13 protein-coding genes are annotated in these 16,769 nt (G+C 69.5%); 4 read left to right on the plus strand and 9 right to left on the minus strand.

Annotated features, from left to right (window positions below):
- Together VFA06_RS21815 and VFA06_RS21820 are read right to left on the minus strand one after the other, a co-directional pair.
- Window positions 1–396, minus strand: a complete 396-nt coding sequence (locus tag VFA06_RS21815) for an STAS domain-containing protein (protein WP_324842527.1) — start codon at window positions 394–396, stop codon at window positions 1–3.
- Window positions 397–506: 110 nt separating this feature from the next.
- A complete protein-coding gene (locus tag VFA06_RS21820) occupies window positions 507–950 on the minus strand; it encodes an Hsp20/alpha crystallin family protein (protein ID WP_324842528.1) in 444 nt (147 codons plus the stop codon).
- 73 nt (window positions 951–1,023) lie between these two features.
- Here VFA06_RS21820 and VFA06_RS21825 point away from each other — a divergent pair, with 73 nt between their 5' ends.
- On the plus strand, window positions 1,024–1,722 hold the full coding sequence (locus tag VFA06_RS21825) for an HSP18 transcriptional regulator (RefSeq protein WP_324842529.1): 699 nt from the start codon (window positions 1,024–1,026) through the stop codon (window positions 1,720–1,722).
- Window positions 1,723–2,334: 612 nt separating this feature from the next.
- Here the strand turns inward: VFA06_RS21825 and VFA06_RS21830 are convergent.
- Window positions 2,335–2,889, minus strand: coding sequence for an NUDIX hydrolase (locus VFA06_RS21830; RefSeq protein ID WP_324842530.1), 555 nt, complete (start codon window positions 2,887–2,889; stop codon window positions 2,335–2,337).
- Window positions 2,890–3,451: 562 nt separating this feature from the next.
- Complete coding sequence (locus VFA06_RS21835) at window positions 3,452–6,079, minus strand: glycosyl hydrolase (RefSeq protein ID WP_349260285.1); 2,628 nt, start codon at window positions 6,077–6,079, stop codon at window positions 3,452–3,454.
- A gap of 274 nt (window positions 6,080–6,353) precedes the next feature.
- On the opposite strand from VFA06_RS21835, the gene VFA06_RS21840 reads away from it, so the two are divergent.
- Entirely contained in the window at window positions 6,354–9,386 is a 3,033-nt protein-coding gene (locus VFA06_RS21840; protein WP_324842532.1) for a glycoside hydrolase family 2 TIM barrel-domain containing protein, read from the plus strand.
- Between the two features lie 69 nt (window positions 9,387–9,455).
- Here the strand turns inward: VFA06_RS21840 and VFA06_RS21845 are convergent, their stop codons facing one another.
- The 4 genes from VFA06_RS21845 to VFA06_RS21860 are packed head-to-tail and all read right to left on the minus strand — an operon-like array spanning window position 9,456 to window position 14,957.
- Entirely contained in the window at window positions 9,456–11,009 is a 1,554-nt protein-coding gene (locus tag VFA06_RS21845) for a bifunctional 3-(3-hydroxy-phenyl)propionate/3-hydroxycinnamic acid hydroxylase (RefSeq protein WP_324842533.1), read from the minus strand.
- The gene (locus VFA06_RS21850) at window positions 11,006–12,892 is read right to left on the minus strand and encodes an acyl-CoA synthetase (RefSeq protein WP_324842534.1); all 1,887 of its coding nucleotides are present in this window, start codon (window positions 12,890–12,892) and stop codon (window positions 11,006–11,008) included. The genes VFA06_RS21845 and VFA06_RS21850 overlap by 4 nt, the downstream gene beginning before the upstream one ends.
- Window positions 12,889–13,827: a fumarylacetoacetate hydrolase family protein gene (locus VFA06_RS21855; RefSeq protein ID WP_324842535.1), complete on the minus strand. Its 939-nt coding sequence runs from the start codon at window positions 13,825–13,827 to the stop codon at window positions 12,889–12,891. Before VFA06_RS21855 ends, VFA06_RS21850 begins: the two co-directional genes overlap by 4 nt.
- On the minus strand, window positions 13,824–14,957 hold the full coding sequence (locus tag VFA06_RS21860) for a VOC family protein (RefSeq protein ID WP_324842536.1): 1,134 nt from the start codon (window positions 14,955–14,957) through the stop codon (window positions 13,824–13,826). Before VFA06_RS21860 ends, VFA06_RS21855 begins: the two co-directional genes overlap by 4 nt.
- 97 nt (window positions 14,958–15,054) lie before the next feature.
- Between VFA06_RS21860 and VFA06_RS21865 the strand changes: the two genes are divergently transcribed.
- Window positions 15,055–15,684 (plus strand): TetR/AcrR family transcriptional regulator, encoded by a 630-nt coding sequence (locus VFA06_RS21865; protein WP_324842537.1) that lies wholly within the window; start codon window positions 15,055–15,057, stop codon window positions 15,682–15,684.
- A gap of 94 nt (window positions 15,685–15,778) precedes the next feature.
- On the opposite strand, the gene VFA06_RS21870 is transcribed toward VFA06_RS21865, so the two are convergent.
- Window positions 15,779–16,252, minus strand: a complete 474-nt coding sequence (locus VFA06_RS21870) for a GNAT family N-acetyltransferase (RefSeq protein ID WP_414639945.1) — start codon at window positions 16,250–16,252, stop codon at window positions 15,779–15,781.
- Window positions 16,253–16,355: 103 nt separating this feature from the next.
- Here VFA06_RS21870 and VFA06_RS21875 point away from each other — a divergent pair.
- Window positions 16,356–16,769, plus strand: a 414-nt coding sequence (locus VFA06_RS21875) for a TetR family transcriptional regulator C-terminal domain-containing protein (RefSeq protein WP_324842539.1), incomplete at its 3' end; no start/stop codon positions are given.

Here is a 16,769-nt window from a genome sequence, read left to right on the forward strand (position 1 = left end):
TCATGCAGCAGCGGCCAACGGCGTCGGCTGAGTCGCGCCGGGACGAGCCGCCAGCGCCACCGAGAAGGAGTGGTCTTGGCGGGGGAAGAGACTGTACATGCCGGTGGCTTTCAAGGCCTTGGCCAGCAGAGGACGTACGCCGCGCAGCGTGGGCGGCTGACGGCGCGTGCGAACGGATTCGCGGTATAGGGCGTGCAGAGCGCGCAACGCGGCGCCGTCGTAGAGCATCGCACGGGAGAGGTCCACGATCAGGTGCTCGTGGCGGGTGAACTCGGCGAGTAGGCGTTCGCGCAGCTGCCCGGCGGTGGCGAGGTCCACCTCGCCGCGCACGTGCAGGACTCTGGCGCCGTCCGGATCTCTGCCGACTGCGAACTGGAGAGTCGATGCGGGGGTCATTGTCCTTCACCTGCTATGCCCTTCGCCCGTCCCGAGATCTCGGGGCGGGCGAAGGGCGAGTGCTCTGGAGTCCGGATAGACCAGCGGGAACCGAGGCCCGCGGCGGCGGGTCAAGCGGTGATTTCCTTGCGGTCCGACTCGGCGGACGTGATCTCGATCTTGCGGGGCTTGGCCTTCTCCGCGATCGGGATGCGCAGGGTCAGCACTCCGGCGTTGTAGTCGGCGCTGATGTGCTCCGCGTCGAGGGTGTCGCCGAGGAACAGCTGCCGGGAGAAGACGCCCAGGGGCCGCTCGGAGAGCTGCATCTCCACGTTCTCGGTCGTGTGGGCGGGGCGGCGCTCGGCCTTGACGGTCAGGACGTTGCGCTCGACGTCGAGTTCGATGGCCTCCTTGGCCACGCCGGGAAGGTCGAAGCAGACCACGAACTGGTCGCCCTCACGCCACGCGTCCAGCGGCATCGGGTTCGGGCGCGACCAGGTGCCGGCCTGTGCGGTGCCCAACAGCTGCGAAGTGAGCCGGTCCAGCTCACGGAACGGGTCGGTGCGCATCAACATGGTGAACACCTCCAGATTCGTCGCAACGGTGTCGACGCGCTTACAGACACTGTTGTAGCATGTCGTCGAAACGATGACAACCCAGGACGTCATCCGGAAGGCTGACATGCAGAACCCAGCTCAGGACAGCGAGCCGTCGCAGGTCACGGCCGCCGCGGCATCCCTCGAACGCATCGGCGCCGCCGTGCACGACGCGCACGCCAGCCGGACCACGGGCGCGCGGCCGGCCAACTCGGCGCAATTCCTGGTCGCCCTGACGCTGCTGCGCGAACTGCGCACGCAGATCGCCGCATGGGAGCCCGAGCTGATCGACGCCGCCCGCAGCCACGGAGCCAGCTGGGCTCAACTCGCCCCGGCGCTCGGCGTCGCAAGCCGGCAGGCCGCCGAACGCCGCTATCTGCGCCTGCGCCCCTCCACCGCCGACGGGGCGAGCACTGGGGACGCGCGGGTGGCAGCCGAGCGCGACAAGCGCGCCGCGGACCGCGCGGTGCAGCACTGGGCCCGCGACAACGCCGCCGACCTGCGTCAGCTGGCCGGGCAGATCAGCGCCTTGCGCGACCTGCCCGACGCGGCGCAGACTCCCCTCGCCGGGCTGCGCGCGGCGCTTGGCCAGAACGACGCGGCCGATCTGCTCACCCCGCTCGCCGAGACCCTCAAGCACCTCACCGCCGACCACCCGGCCCTGGCCGCCGAGGTCCGGCAGGTCGAGCGAGACACCGCGGCGGTGCGCCAGGACATCCACGAGCGCCGTCGCGCAGACCCGGGCCAGTGACCTCTGCCGGACACCGGACAGACCGCCACCGCTCACCGCGTCATCCTCTCAGCGACGCCATCCCTTGTCATCTTCCAGATGACGCGCTATACCGGTGTCCAGAGTCAGATTGAGACGATCCTTCCCCACGGGAGGTGATGCTCGAGATGAGGGGCGCGACGCGGGCACCGGACACCTTCATCGACCTGATCTGCGGCGATGACGAGCTGGTACGCGCCGAGTTCGACGCGCTGATCCGCGAGTGCTGGCCCGGCGATCCCCCCGGCCCGCCGCTGCATCCGCCCGCCTCGCGCCCTCACGGCACCGATCGACCGCGCGGCAGCGCACCGGCCCCTGCTATCACCGGCGCGCCCGCGCCCCGGCACCTCGCCAGCCAGCGGGCTCCGCCCAGGCGGCCCAAACCTTCGCATCCCGATCTACCTTATCCGGGCCTTGATCAGGTCGGCGACCAATGTCGATGGTCGCGCGCGACACCGGCGGTCGTAGTCGACGGACTCCGGGTTGATCAAGGCCCGGATCGCGATCACAGTCGTGGCCTTCGTACGCCCCGTCGATGCCGGGGCCCTGCCAGCCGAGAGCCTGCCACCGATACCGATAGAGGGCGAAGACCCCTCATTCGCGCAGCAGCGCCAGGAAAACCCGCGCCAACTCGTCGCGCGAAGACGCGGCTGCCGCCTCATCGAGCGTCGCCAGTCGCCACGCGACCTCATACCCGTCGAGGTCGGTCCACGGCTGTCCCTGGTCCCCGTCCCGCTTAGTCGCGGTAGCGGTGAACACGACCTGCAGAAAATCCGGGTACGGGCCCCGACCTCCAGGCGGCAGCGGACGTAGATGCGTCAGCCGTAGCCATCCCAGTTGCCGCAGGCTCTCGCGGTCGATCAGCCACCCGGTCTCCTCGTGCACCTCACGCGCGGCGGTGTCCGCGAACGACTCGCCGGCCTCCCGCCGCCCACCCGGCCAGGGATGCTGAACTCCGTCGGCGTTCTCGCAGACCACGACCTGCTGCCCGACCCGCACGATGCAGCGCACTGAGGAAATCAGCTCAAGCGGTAGCTGCGGCGTCGTGGTGTAGGCGCTGATCCGCAGAGGCAGCTCGCCCCATATGGCCTCAATCGCCATGACGGGCTCAGCCTCGCGCAACGCCGCGGAGAGAAGAGGATGCATCATCACTCGATATCCGATTCGGCCGCGCACAGATCTACGGGCCCTGCGAGAGCAGCCTACCCTCCTCACTCGCACATCTCGCTACCGCCTTGAACCTCACGTAGGCGGAACGCACGCTGACTGCGGTGCGTCTAAGCCCCGAGGAGGATGCGCGATGAGGTGCGCTCGCACGAGTGTTGTCTCGCTGGCCGTGGTCGCGGCCATGGTCTGCGGGCTGTCGTCGTGCTCGTCGGGCGGCGGGCAGGGAGGCGGAGGGCGGCCACCCTCGACCGGTTCTACTCCGTCCAGCAGCGCCACGGTCGCCACGACGGGAGGACCCAGTGCGGTGCCGAGCGCGGTTTCCCCGCCGGCGGTTCGAGTGTCGTCGAGCCGGCCTGCCCCCGCACCCTCGCTGAGTTCGGGGGCCGATCCGCAGAACCCGGTCGATCGGCGTAAGCCCACGCCCCAGCCGACCGGGTAAACGCACCGCGGGGTGGTGGCCGCCGGAAGTTCCCGGACGGCCACCACCCCGCGGCAGTCATTCAGAGGTCACGCAGCTGCCGGATCCGGATCTTTGGGTTCCGGATCAGAAGCCTCCCCGCCTGCGCGGGATCTCCAGCGACCAGATGCCCCGGCCGTGGGTCGCGGCATAGATCTTGCCGTCCGGACCGATCTTGACCTGCAGCGTGGCGTTCGTCGGCAGGTTCTCGCCGAGGACCTTCCACTCGGCCGAGTGCGCGCCGCGGTAGAACACCGCCAGGTCGGTGGCCAGTACCAGCGAGCCGTCCGGCAGGATCCGCACCGAGTTCGCGGGCACGTCGGGCAGGTTCGCGGAGATGTCACACCAGGTGACCCCGCCGTTCCAGCTCTCGAAGATGTGCCCGACGCCGGCGCCGGGGCCCTCGGTCCACTTGCGGGAGAAGCCGTTGACCGCGAGGTAGACGTGGTCGGAGTCGTGCGGGTCGATCTCGAGCCCGGCCAGGTAGCGGTTCGGCACGGTGCCGTTGACCGGCAGGTTCAGCTGGTGCCAGCCAGTTCCGTCGGCCTTGCCCACCGCGATGCCGCGGGTGAAGCCGGGGCCGTTGCAAGAGCCGCCGCACCACGCGGCGTAGATCGTCCCGCCCGACGCGGCGACCGCGGTCGCGACGTGGCCGGCGCCGAGGTCGTAGACGTCGGTCCAGTCCGAGGTGGACCGGATCGCGAAGCCCTTGGTCTGCACGGCCACGTGCTCGCCGCCTGCGACCCACACGTTCGGGTTCTTCGCGTCCGCGGTGAACGGCGCGATGAACCGGGCGTTGCCGGTCACTCCGTCGTTCGGCGGAACGCTGTACTCGGTGGCGGTCGACGGGTCGGTGCTCACGTTCGCGCCGCAGTCGTTGGTCACCCACATCGCGAGGTTCGTGTACTCCTCGGCGATGTTGCAGCCGTTCGCCGGGTCGACGAGGGTGTCGCCGCCGTCGCCGCCGAAGTTGGAGCCCATGACCGGCTCGGTCGGGCGCAGGATCGACTGGCCGTTGTCCTGCAGACCGCCGGAGACGTCGAACCCGGCGCTCTTGGTGTCCTTGCCGACGCCGACCGAGTAGTACTGCAGCACGTCGATCGTGCCGTCGTTGAGCGACTGCCAGTCGGTGGCGTGGCCGAGGGCGTCGACCGAGCCCTTCACCGGACGCTTGTAGGCGCCGCCGTCATTGCCCACGACGACGTAGCTCTTGCCGTGGTAGCTGCCGATCGTCACCGCGTGCTGGTCCGAATGGGTGGTCTGCGGGCAGGTTCCGGACTGCTCGCTGGGATCGATCGACCAGCAGGCGAAGGTGAAGTTCCAGTACGGGCCCACGGTCTGCCAGCTGGCGCCGGCGTCGTGGGACTCGTAGACCTCTTCGAGGCCCGCGTACAGGTGGCGCGGGTCGTTCGGGTCGACCTGCAGGAACTGGTTGTACCAGGCCTGGACGCCGGGGTTGTAGGTCGCGCCGGTCTCCGCCGAGCCCGAGGCCTCCAGCTTGGCCGAGGTGGCCACCAGGGTCCACGGGCCGAACGGCGAGCCGCTGTCGGACACGTAGATGCCGCCAAGGGTGCTCTTCGGACTCGTGATCAGGGTCGGGTCCTGGTTGATCGCGTAGTACTTGGAGCCGTCCGCGGACCGGGCGAAGGTCACCGCGCCGACGTTCGCGGCCGCCGTGGGCAGGTCGCCGAGCGAGGTGGTGATCCGGGTCCACACCCCGCCCTGGCGGGTGTAGAAGCCGTTGTAGGTGTCGCCGCTGCGCCAGCCGATGGCCAGCACGACCTTCGACGGGTCCTTGGGGTCGGCCGCGATGTCGTTGGCGATGTTCTTGTAGATCGCGGAGGGGTCGGCCGCGAGGGCGCCGCCGGGCAGATATGCGGGGTTCGGCGCGAACGCGAGCTTCCACGGGCCGGACAGGTTGCTCGCCGAGTGCGTCCACACGCCGCGCGTGGTCGCCGCCCAGACGGTGTCGCCGAAGATGCGCAGCTTGCGGATGCTGGTGGATTCCAGCTCGCTGCCGCCGACCCGGTCGCGCGGGGAGAACGTGCCGTGCTCGGGATCGCGCAGGACGTACACGCCCGATCCGGTGAAGGTGTCGCCGGCCGTGTTGGCCTCGCCGGTGGCGTACCAGAGCTTGCCGTGCGCGTCGAGCACGAGATCGCCGGTGGACTCCGCGGGCAGCTTGTCGGAGATGGGCGTCCAGTGTCCGCCGCCGACGCTGGAGCGCCACACGCCGCCGTTGGCCGCGCCCGCGTAGACGTGGCCCTCGTTGTCCGCGGCGAGCCCGGTGATGCGCCCGGTCACGTTGCCGGAGCCCGCCGAGGAGTTGGAGTCGTAGTCCCGGTAGATCGGATCGTCGGAGTTGTACGGCTTGTTCGTGACCTGCTGCCAGTCGCCGCCGGCGTCGTCCATGGACTTCAGCTGGGCGATCGCCGCGCCGTAGGCTCCGGGGGCGACGATCCCGGGCGCGCTGCGCGCCTGGAAGTACTGCTGGTCGGCCGAGGTCGGGTCGTCGACCCCGCCATCCGGATTCCCGGGCGGTCCCCCGAGCGCGTTCGAGCGCACGAAAGCGTTCTGCTGCTGCCCGGTGACGTGCGGACGGTTGTGCGATCCGCGCGGCGTAGCAACCGCGTTGGCCGACGACCCGATCAGGGCCAGAGCGGCCACGGAGACGACTCCGATCGGGAGCAGCCTCCGCTGTATATGAGTTCTCATACGGTTAGGTCCCCACCTGTTCAACCCGAATGGCACGACACCCAAGATTCGTGCACAGATATGACGACGAGGTTAGAGCGGAGATCAGCAACCTGTCGAGAGGTCGCGAATCCGCCGAGGACGAGGCCTGATTTCGCCCGTATTCGGGGTGTATTTCGGGACCAACGCGTTTATGTGACCACGGCTAAGAAGGCCCTGCCGAGGTCCCTTCCCGCACGTTGATTTCGATAGTACCGTCGCGCCCGGCCGGTTCGTGATCTAGCTGGGGGCACCCGTGACCGAGCGATACTTCGAAGAGTTCTCACCTGGTAGCGGAGCGCTACGGCCCCGTGCGGCACTCGATTCGGACGCCGCCAGCGTGCAGTTGGGCGGGAAATGGGCGTTTCGCTTCTCACCGACGCTGCAATACGAATCGGACGGGTTCGAGCAGGTCCAGTTCGATGACGCGGAATGGGACCGCCTCGAAGTGCCGTCGCACTGGCAGTTGCGCGGTTACGGTCAGCCGGCGTACCTCAACATCCCGTATCCGATCCCGGTGGATCCCCCGTTCGTCCCCGACGAGAACCAGACCGGAGACTACCGGCGCACGTTCGACCTGCCGCCCTCGTGGGCGGGAGCCGCGGCGGTGCTGCGGTTCGAGGGCGTGGATTCGTGCGCGCGCGTCTGGCTCAACGGGGTGGAGTTGGGGGTGACTCGCGGCAGCCGGCTGCCCGTGGAGTTCGACGCCTCCGCAGCGTTGGTGCCCGGGCGCAACGTGCTGGCAGTACGCGTCCATCAGTATTCGTCGGGCACGTACCTGGAGGACCAGGACATGTGGCGCATGTCGGGGATCTTCCGCGACGTGGTGCTGCTGGCCCGCCCTACCTCGGGGATCAGGGACGTGTTCGTGAACGCCGACTACGACCCGGCCACCGGCGGCGGCAGGCTGAGCCTCGAAGTCGATGCTCAGGGCCCGGTGACCGTGAGCATCCCAGAGCTCGGCCTCAGCGACGAGCCGGTTGGCGGGCCGTTCGAGTTCGCGCGGGTGCGGCCGTGGAGCGCCGAGGACCCGTACTGCTATGGCGCGACGATCGCCAGTGGCGACGAGCGGGTACGGCTGCGCGTCGGCTTTCGCACGGTGGCCATCACCGACCAAGGCGTGCTGACCGTCAACGGCGAGCGCATCGTGCTTCGGGGCGTGAGCCGACACGAGTTCGACCCCGACCGGGGCCGGGCCCTGACGCGCGAAACCATGCGGCGCGACGTGGAGCTGATGAAGCAGCACAACATCAACGCGGTGCGTACGTCGCACTATCCGCCCCATCCCTATTTCCTCGATCTGTGCGACGAACTGGGCCTGTGGGTCGTGCTGGAATGCGACCTGGAGACGCACGGGTTCGAGTACACCGATGCCACGCGGTGGGAGCGCAATCCGTCGGCCGATCCGCGATGGCGCGCGGCCTACCTCGACCGGATCGAGCGGACCGTGGAGCGGGACAAGAACCACCCGAGCGTCATCATCTGGTCGCTGGGCAACGAGGCCGGTGACGGGGAGAACCTTGAGGCGATGGCCACCTGGGTGCGCGAGCGGGACTCCTCCCGGCCGGTCCACTACGAGGGCGACCGCATGGCGCGATACGTGGACATCTACGGCGAGATGTACCGCACACCCGCGACCGTCGCACGGATCGGTAGAGGCGAACTCAAACCCGGCGAGTGCTTCTATCCCGCTGCCGAGGGCGAGGGCGACCCGGCAGACGATCGGCGCAACCGGATGCCGTTCGTGCTTACCGAGTTCGGCCACGCCATGGGCAACGGCCCCGGCGGACTGACCGAGTATGCGGAGCTGTTCTGGCACTATCCGCGGGTCCAGGGCGGCTTCATCTGGGAATGGATCGATCAGGGCCTGCGCACGCGCGACGCCGTGGGCCGGGAGTTCTTCGGCTACGGCGGCGATTTCGGCGAGGACCTGCACGACGGCAACTACATCTGCGACGGCCTGCTCTTTCCCGATCGCGTCCCGTCGCCGGGGCTGGTGGAGTACCGCAAGGTCATCGAACCGGTGCGCATCGGCCCTGGCGCCGAGCCCGGCGTCATCGAGATCGAGAACCGCTACGACTTTCTGCGCCTTGACCACCTGCGCCTGTCCTGGTCGCTCAGTCACGATGGCGAGCCGGTCGCGTCCGGGCCACTCGCGGTCCCTGACCTGGCACCGGGCCAGCGCGCTGAAGTCGCGCTGCCGGAATGGATCGTCCCGGCGACGCCGGATACGGGTGAACGGTGGCTGATGGTGCGCGCCGAACTCGCCGAGAAACGTCCGTGGGCGGAGGAGGGGCACCTGGTGGCGTGGAACCAGTTCCAGCTGCCTGCCATACAGCAGCCCGTAACAACGCGGCTTTCCGGCCCGCACGTGCCCGCCGAGTTCAGTGGCGGACAGATCACACTCGGCCAAGCCCGTTTCGATGCGCGCACGGGCACGCTGGTCGGCTTCGGCGATCGACCTATCACCGGGCCGCGCCTCGGGCTGTGGCGTGCCCCGACCGACAACGACCGCGCTTGGGGGCAACGCGACGCGGACTACTGGAGCGCGCGCGGCCTGCACCGGCTGCGCCACCGCACCGTGAGCATCGAGGTGGCCGACGCCGCATTGACCGTCGTGGTGCGCAGTGCTGCGGCGGCGTTGAGCTGCGGCTATCTGACGACATATCAGTGGCGGTCCGACGGTGAGCGGCTGCATCTGCGTGTGGCCACCGAACCGGTCGGCTACTGGCCGCAACGCGAGGACACCTTCGATGAGGCGATGGTCGACGCTGACCTGCCGCCGCAGGATTACGCCGAGCTCGTGCGCCGCAACAAGGCTCCCTCACTCGGCCGCGTCGGACTGGACTGGGTGCTGCCCGCCGATTGGACGCGTGTGCGCTGGTTCGGCGCGGGCCCGACGGAGGCATACCCCGACTCGCGGCGCGCAGCGTACATCGGGCGCTTCGAGGCGAGCGTGCAGGAGTTGCAGACCCCGTACGTGCGGCCTCAGGACAACGGCAATCGCGCAGAGGTGCGCTGGGCGGAGGTGACCGACAGCGCCGGCGCGGGCGTACGCATCGAAGGCGAGCCCCTGTTCAACTTCGCCGCCCGCCCCTGGAGCGATAGGCAGCTCGCCGCTGCCCGTCATCAAAGCGATCTCGAGCCCGAAGGGTCGATCTTCCTCCGCACCGATCACGTCGTGCAGGGTGTTGGGTCCGCCGCCGTGGGTCCCGGCGTGTTGCCCCAGTACCGCCTCGAAGTGCGTCCGGCCGAATTCGCGCTCACCCTTGCGCCGCTGTCCGCCTGACGCCGACATCCGCGCCGCCCTCTCCGGCACTACGGTGGACCGATGCGGAATCGGGCGGCGCGGGCGGAGTCAGCCAGTCATTGAGCGAAGCGGCGGCGAACTGCTTGCGGGGCCGGTCGGTCGCGTCGTCGCACCGAACGCGGGCAGCGCCGCGAGCGCCGCCGCGGGATTTCGCCCCGCGCACAGCACCGTACCGTCCGGCCGGACCGCGGCGGCCCGTGCGCGGCCGGAGTCGAGCCAGGATCGCAGCTCGGTGCCGGGCTGCGCGATGACGAGCCGGGCGCCGCGTCGCACTATCTCGGCTTGTTCTGCCGCGGTCGGTTCGGCGCTGAGCACGAGGACGAAGCGGCCGTCGGCGACGTCGTCGAGCCGGTGGCCTTCGTCGGTGACCGGCGCGTTGGGTGAGAGGGTGCCCGCGAGTCCGCCGCGCAGCACCGTCGACCATACGAGGTCTGATCGCCGCAGCGCGGGCGTCTGGCTGCTGAGCACCAGCTTGCTGATACCTGGCGTCCAGCCGAGGCGTGGGACGATCACGGCGCGCAGCGCGGTGCCTGTTCGGCCGCCGCGGGTCATCGCCGAGCCGACGAGCTTGGCCATCCGGATCATCGCGCGGGCGTGGGGTTTGCGCTCCGCCTGGTAGGAGTCGAGCAGGCGCTCGGGGAATTCGCCACGCAGCACCCCTGCCAGTTTCCAGGTCAGGTTCATCGCGTCGCGTAGTCCCGCGCCCATGCCTTGGCCGATGAAGGGTGGGGTCAGGTGGGCCGCGTCCCCGAGCAGGAAGATGCGCCGTTCCCGCCATCGCTCGGCGATCTGCGCCCGGAAGGTGTACTCGGCCGCACGCACGAGCGTGAGCCGGTCGCGTGCGACGTCGCGAGTCCACGGCGCGGTCAAGTCGAAGACCCAGTCGGCGATGTCCTCGCCGTCCGCGTTCTCGCCGGGCCGCAGCTGGAACTCCCAGCGATAGCGGCTCGCGCCGATCCGCATGAACGTGGCGGCGCGGCGAGAGTCACAGACCTGGTGCACCCCTTCCCAATGGTCCAGTTCGGCGTCTGTGGCCAGGTCGATGACAAGCCAACGCTGCGCGAACCGCAGATCCCGCATATTCACGCCGATCATGGACCGGGTCAGGCTGTTGGCGCCATCGCACCCGAGGACGTAATCGGCGCGGATCGCGCTCGCGACGCCGGTCGCCGTGTCCAGGAACCGGACAGTCACCGCTTCGCTGTCCTGCTCGAGCCCGGTGACTTCTGCGCCGCCGCGCACTGTGACGCCGCGGCGTTCCAAGTTGGCACGCAGCAACCGCTCGAGTTCGGGCTGATCGAACATGTTGGCCGCCGGGAAGCCGTGCCTGCCGCGGTGGGTTTCGCGCCGGAATTCGGCGAGCACCCGCAGGTTCGGGTCGAGCAGCCGCAGCCCGAGGGCCGGGCGCGAAATCCGCGCGAACTGCTCGCCGATGCCGAGCCGCGCGAGGATCCGGTACACCTCGTCGTCGAGATGCACGGCGCGCGGCCGGGGATAGATCGACGGCCAGCGTTCCAATACGGAGCACTCGACGCCGTATTGCGCGAGCAGCGTCGCCGCGGCCAGACCGGTCGGCCCGGCGCCGATGACGACCACGGTCACGGCTCAACCTCGACGCGCCAGCCGAGCGCGTACCGGGACAGGACCGCTTCAGCGGCGGCCTTGTCGCCGTCCGCGCCGAGCACGACGCACGCGGCGACGGATCCGTCCTCGATCGAGGTCTGCACTTCCCGAACCCCAGCCACGTCCGCGAGCGCGCCGCGCAATTCGGTGCGCGCGGCGTCCACGCGCAGGCCCGCCTTGTACAGTTTGCCGACCGCGGTGAGCGGCAGCGCGTCGAGCACCGTCACCGTCTTCGGCGCGGCGGCGCGTTCGGCCACGTGGGCGTACGCCCAGGCGCGCAGCTCCTCGCCGGCCACCTCGCTGCCCGGCGCAAGCACCACATAGGCCACCGGCACCTCTCCGGCGTGCGGATCGGGCCGCCCGACCGCCGCGGCGCCGACGACCTGCGGATGGGTCAGCAGCGCGTCCTCGATGATCGCGGGGTCGATGTTGTGCCCGCCGCGGATGATCAAGTCCTTCGCCCGGCCGCGAAGGTACACGAAGCCTTGGGCGTCGACGAGCCCGAGATCGCCAGTGTCGAGCCAGCCGTCGACCAGCTTGCCGCCCGCGTCAAGGTGGTGGCCACCGACTCCGCGCGCGCTGACGTATCCGGCGAAGACCGTCGGCCCGCTGATCACCAGAACGCCGACCTCGCCCTCGGGCCGACGCGTCCACGTCCCGTCCGCCTCGATCCGGACGGCCGCGATGCGCTGGTAGGGCAGCCGCTGGCCGACGGAGCCCGCGACCGGCAGATCGGGGAAACTGCGGGCGCTCGCGCAGGTGGCCTCCGTGAGCCCGTAGCCTTCGCCGAGAGGCACGCCAGTGTGCGCCTGGAAACCCGCGCGCACCGCTTCAGCCAGCGGCGCCGCACCGACCATCGCCATGCGCAGGCTGCTGATATCCGCGTCGACAGGGCACTGCGACAGGACGGCGTACACGGTCGGCACGGCGCTCATCGCCGCGATCCGGTAATGCTCGACTATGCGCCAGAATTGGGCGTATAGCGCGGGCTCGCGGTAGCCCATCGGACCGGCCCACACCACGCGCTGGCCCTTGAAAAGCGGGGTCAACAACGTCACGATCAGCGCGTTGACATGGAAGAGCGGCAGGCCGGCGAAGAGCACCGAGTCCTCGTCGAACACCTCGTTGGCCGCGAGCATCCAGGCGTTGGCGACCTCGTTGGCGTGTGTGTGCGCCGCCAGTTTCGGCGCGCCGGTCGTGCCCCCGGTGTGGAAGAACGCGGCGAGCTCCGCAGGGCCGGGAGGGGTGCCTTCGAACGCGGCCGCGTCCTGCGCTTCCGACGCGACACTGAGATACTCGACGAACGTGCCGGCGATTCTCGGCAGGGCCGCCGCCGGGCCGGCCGCTCCGGTCGGCCGCAGGACCAGCACCGCGTCAAACCAGCCGCCCGCCGCGAGCGCTCTCGCCTTCTCCCACGCATCCGGGTCGAGCTCGGGTCCGGCCGCCAGCAGAACCCGCGCCGCCGACCGGCGCAGCAACTGGCGCAGATGTTCCGGCGACAGCGCGGCATTGAGCGGTGCGGCGATCCCGGCCAACTGCGCGGCCAGCATCGCGGGGATCAGCTGCGCGCAGTTGGGTGCGAGCAGCGCTACTGCGTCGCCGCGCCGAACACCGAGCTGTCGCAGCGTATTAGCCACTCGGTGCACGTCGGCCAGCAGTTCGGCGTACGTGCACTGATACGGCTCCCGCCACCTGGTCGCCTCCGGCAGCACCGTCAGCGCGGTCCGCGCCGGCCAAAGTCGAGCGGCCCGCGCCAGCAGCTCGTACGTGGATCCGGGCAGGCCGCGCTCGGCCAGCGGCACGGATTCGATCGCCGCGACGTCCGCGGGGCCGGCGTATCGCGGCCACAGGTTCTCGCTCATCGCTCCCACCGCACAGCCGTGCGCTGCTCACCGAGGTCGATCGCACCGTCGTCCGTGGCCACCCGCGCCTGGATAAGGTCACCGTCGCGCAAGTACTTCGGGTTCCTCTCCTGGCCTTTAAGGAACACCTTCCATTTCAGCGCGGTGGGCAGCAGCGAGCCGATCAGCTCGACTGGCTTAGGTGGAGCATTGAGCGCCGTGCCGACCGGCGTCCCGGTGAGCAGCAGGTCGCCCGGGTCGAGCCGCTGGAAGCGCACCAGCGCGCGCAGCGCGGCCGCCGGCTGATAGAGCATGTCGGCTGCGAGCATGTCCTGACGGACGCTCCCGTTGACCATCAGCTTCAACCGCAGGTCTGTGAACCGTTTGAGTTCGTCCGCGGTCAGCAGCGCCAGGATCGGGCCGACGGGCGTGAACGTCGGGTAGGACTTCGACTCGTAGAACTGCGTCTTCGGCAGCTGGATATCGCGCGCCGAGACATCGTTCGCGATGACAAGGCCGGCGACGTAGTCGGCGAGGCTCTCCGGCGCGACCTGCGTACCGACCGGCATCCTGCGGCCGATGACCAGGCCGATCTCAACCTCGTAATCCAGCAGTCTGACATGCGCGGGCCGCAGGACGTCCTGGCTCGGGCCGCTGATCGAACCGGAGGATTTGCGGAAGAACGTGAGCGGTACGCGCCGTGGATCCAGCCCGGAGTCCTTGGCGTGCGAGGCGAAATTCGTCATCTGCGCCACCACTCGGCACGGTGCGGTAACCGGCGAGACCGGCGTGAGACGGTCGAGTGGCACCGTGTCGGTGCGCCCGACCGCGGCTTCGATCGCGTCGCGGTCCGCCAGAAGTTCCCCGGTCGTCTGTGCCTTGGTCTCGATCTGGGCCGCGCCCGCCGCGGTCACCACCCACCACGCCCCGCCGGTACGCATAACGCTGATACTCATGACCTCGCCACCTTGATCAGGCCACGCAGGCGGCCGACGTCGAATTCGTTGTCCGCCGCGAGCGCGCCCAGCAGCGCACCCAACTCGGCGATCGCGTCCCGTCCCGGTTTGAGACCCAGGAAGTCCCGGGTCGCCGGCGGTCCCCATTGCGCCAGTCCGGACGCGGACATCGGCGCCCAGCCCGGCTCCAGGCTCGCGTCGAAAAGGTCCCCGTCGGTGTAATGCTCGACCAGGAATCCGTCCGGGTCGCGCCAGTAGTCGAAGATCTGGCTGCCCTGGATGTGCCGGCCGATCCCCCAGGAACGCCGATAGCCGTGATCGGCCAGGTATTCGCCCCCGGCGGCAAGCGCATCGAGATCGGCGACCTGGTATGCCGAGTGCACGTAGCGGTTCGACGGCCCGAGGGTGAGCGCGAGCGTGTGATGGTCGGCAGGCGTCGCGCCGCGGTCGCAGCGGATGAACGCCATGACCGGTCCGCGCTCGCGTTGGCCGGCGAAGAACAGGAAATCGCTGACGAGCAGGCCGAGCATCTTCAGGTACCAATCGAGGGTTCGGCGAAATGCGGTCCTCTGCAGCACAACGTGCCCGAGCCGCTGCACCGCCGCCGGCTCTCGCGGCGGACGCTGAGCAGCGTTGATGCGTGCCACGTGCCGACCCGCGTTGATCGGGAGCGGTCGCTGATCGGGCAGCGCAGTGAGTTGCAGCGGATCACAGACCACGCGCACAAGGCCGCCGCCCGGGTCCCGCAGGTCCACGCACACCCCGCCCAGGCTCTCCGGCAGCCGCGCCACCCGCGCGCCGGTCGCCGCGGCGAGCCGAGCTACGTCGTCGCGTTCGGCCACCCGGAACGCGGTCCCGACGAATCGCGATCGACGTCCGCGCCTGACCACCACGCACGGCGCGCTGGGCTCCCGACCGCGTAGATGCAGTTCGTCGGCCTCGCGCAGCGCGACCGCGAAACCGAAGTCCCGTGCGAAGCGCTCGGCGCGCGCCAGGTCCGGCTTCTCGAACTCCAGCCAGGCCAGATCGTGCACCTTCACTACCGGGTCGGCGGCTCGGCCGGGATGCTCCCCCGCCAGCGCGCCTTGATCGCTGTGCAGATCGGTGTGCGGGTCGCGAAGGTCGCTCATGGCCTCTCCTCTAGGTTGATGGAATCATCAATCTAGATAGAGCCATCAGTCAAGAGTGATGAAGTCATCAGTTCTGCGATGCCCTAGACTCGAAGCCATGTCAGACGTCGCGGCCCCGGTCTCGCGCTTCGAACGGCGCCGGGCGAACACGCGCAGGGCGCTGATCGCCGCCGCGCGGCAGATCCTCGCCGAGACCGGCGAGAGCACCGCGAGCATCCAGCAGATCGCCGAACGAGCCGACGTCGGATTCGGCAGCTTCTACAACCACTTCGAGACCAAGACCGCCCTGTTCGACGCCGCCGTCGCCGACGCCCTCGAGGAACTCGGCCGACTGATCGACGAGCTGACCGGGACGATCGAGGATCCCGCGGAGGTTTTCGCCGCCAGCGTCCGGCTCACCCTGCAGCTGTCCGCGCGCCACCCCCAGATCACCCAGATCCTGCGGCTTCGCGGACTGCAGCACGTGCACTCCGAAACCGGCCTCGCCCCGCGCGCCCTGCGCGACCTGGCCAGGGGACGCGACAGCGGCCGCTTCCAGATCGACGACCCGATGATCGCGCTCAGCGCCATCGGCGGCGCGATCATCGGCCTGCTCCAACTCAACGCCGTCGCCGACCTCGACGCCCGAGCCGGCGAGCAGATGGCCGAGCTCATTCTGCGCATGCTCGGCCTTCCTCAAGACGAGGCCCACGCGATAGCCACCCGACCGCTGCCCGACGTGCCCTAACAGCACGCCGGCCCGCCAGATCACGAGGTCTGGCGGGACTGTCGTGCTTCGCGGCTTTACTCGGCGCAGCTCGAGGCGGAAGCGCGCCTCGCCGTCAGCTGCCGTGCGGCCGTTCGAGAACCCGCGCGAAGCACACGGACTGCTCGGCGCCCACATACGGGCCGAAATTCTCGATGCGCTCGTAGCCTTCGCGCTCGTAGAACCGGATCGCCTCGGGCTGCAGGGTCCCGGTCTCGCACACCAGCCGGCGCACCCCCGCATCACGCGCCCGCGCCTCAAGATCACGCAGGATCGCCCTCGCCACACCGGTTCCGCGGTATCGCGGCTCGACGTACATGCGCTTGAGCTCTGCGACGCCCGGCTCAAGGAAGCGCAGTCCGCCGCAGCCCACCGCGACACCCTCGCTCGTGCGCGCGGTCACGAAAACCGGCACGTCATCGGCGCTCGGCGGCTGTCCCGGCTCGTGATCGTCGTTGCCGTAGCGCGCATCAAGCTCCGCGCGCTGAGCGGCCCGCAGAAGCACCGCGTCTGGCGTGTCCCAAGCCCTTCGGCCCACTGTGACGTCGATGACGTCCATCGTCTCCATACCGCCCCTCGCTCCGGAACAAGCATTACGGTAACATCTGTTACGGAAACTGTCACGACGTGATCCACTATCCGCAGAGGCGGTTATGTCCCGCAGTCGCGATCTACCGGCGCACCAACACCGTCTCTCGGCCGCCACCTGGGCGGTGCTCGCGGATGAAGGGCTCACTGGACTGACCGTCCGCGCAGTGGCCGAACGCGCTGGCTGCACCACCGGTCTGGTCATGCACACCTACTCGGACAAACGAGCGCTGCTGAGGCACGCACGTGAACTGCTGCACCAGCGCACCGCCGCGCGCGCAGATAAGGCCGAGGCCGAGGCAATGGCCGACGGCGCGACTCCGGAGCAGCGCCTGCGAGCGGTCCTGGCACAGGCGGCGACGCTCACGGACGACAAGCGGGAGGAAGCCCGCGTGTGGATCGCGTTCACGGCAGCCGCCGTCGCAGACGCCGAACTCGCCGAGTTGCACCGCGCGCACAACCGGGCATTCGTCCAGCGC

It is taken from the genome of Actinocrinis sp., assembly GCF_035653575.1.
Classification (GTDB): Bacteria; Actinomycetota; Actinomycetes; order Streptomycetales; family Catenulisporaceae; genus Actinocrinis.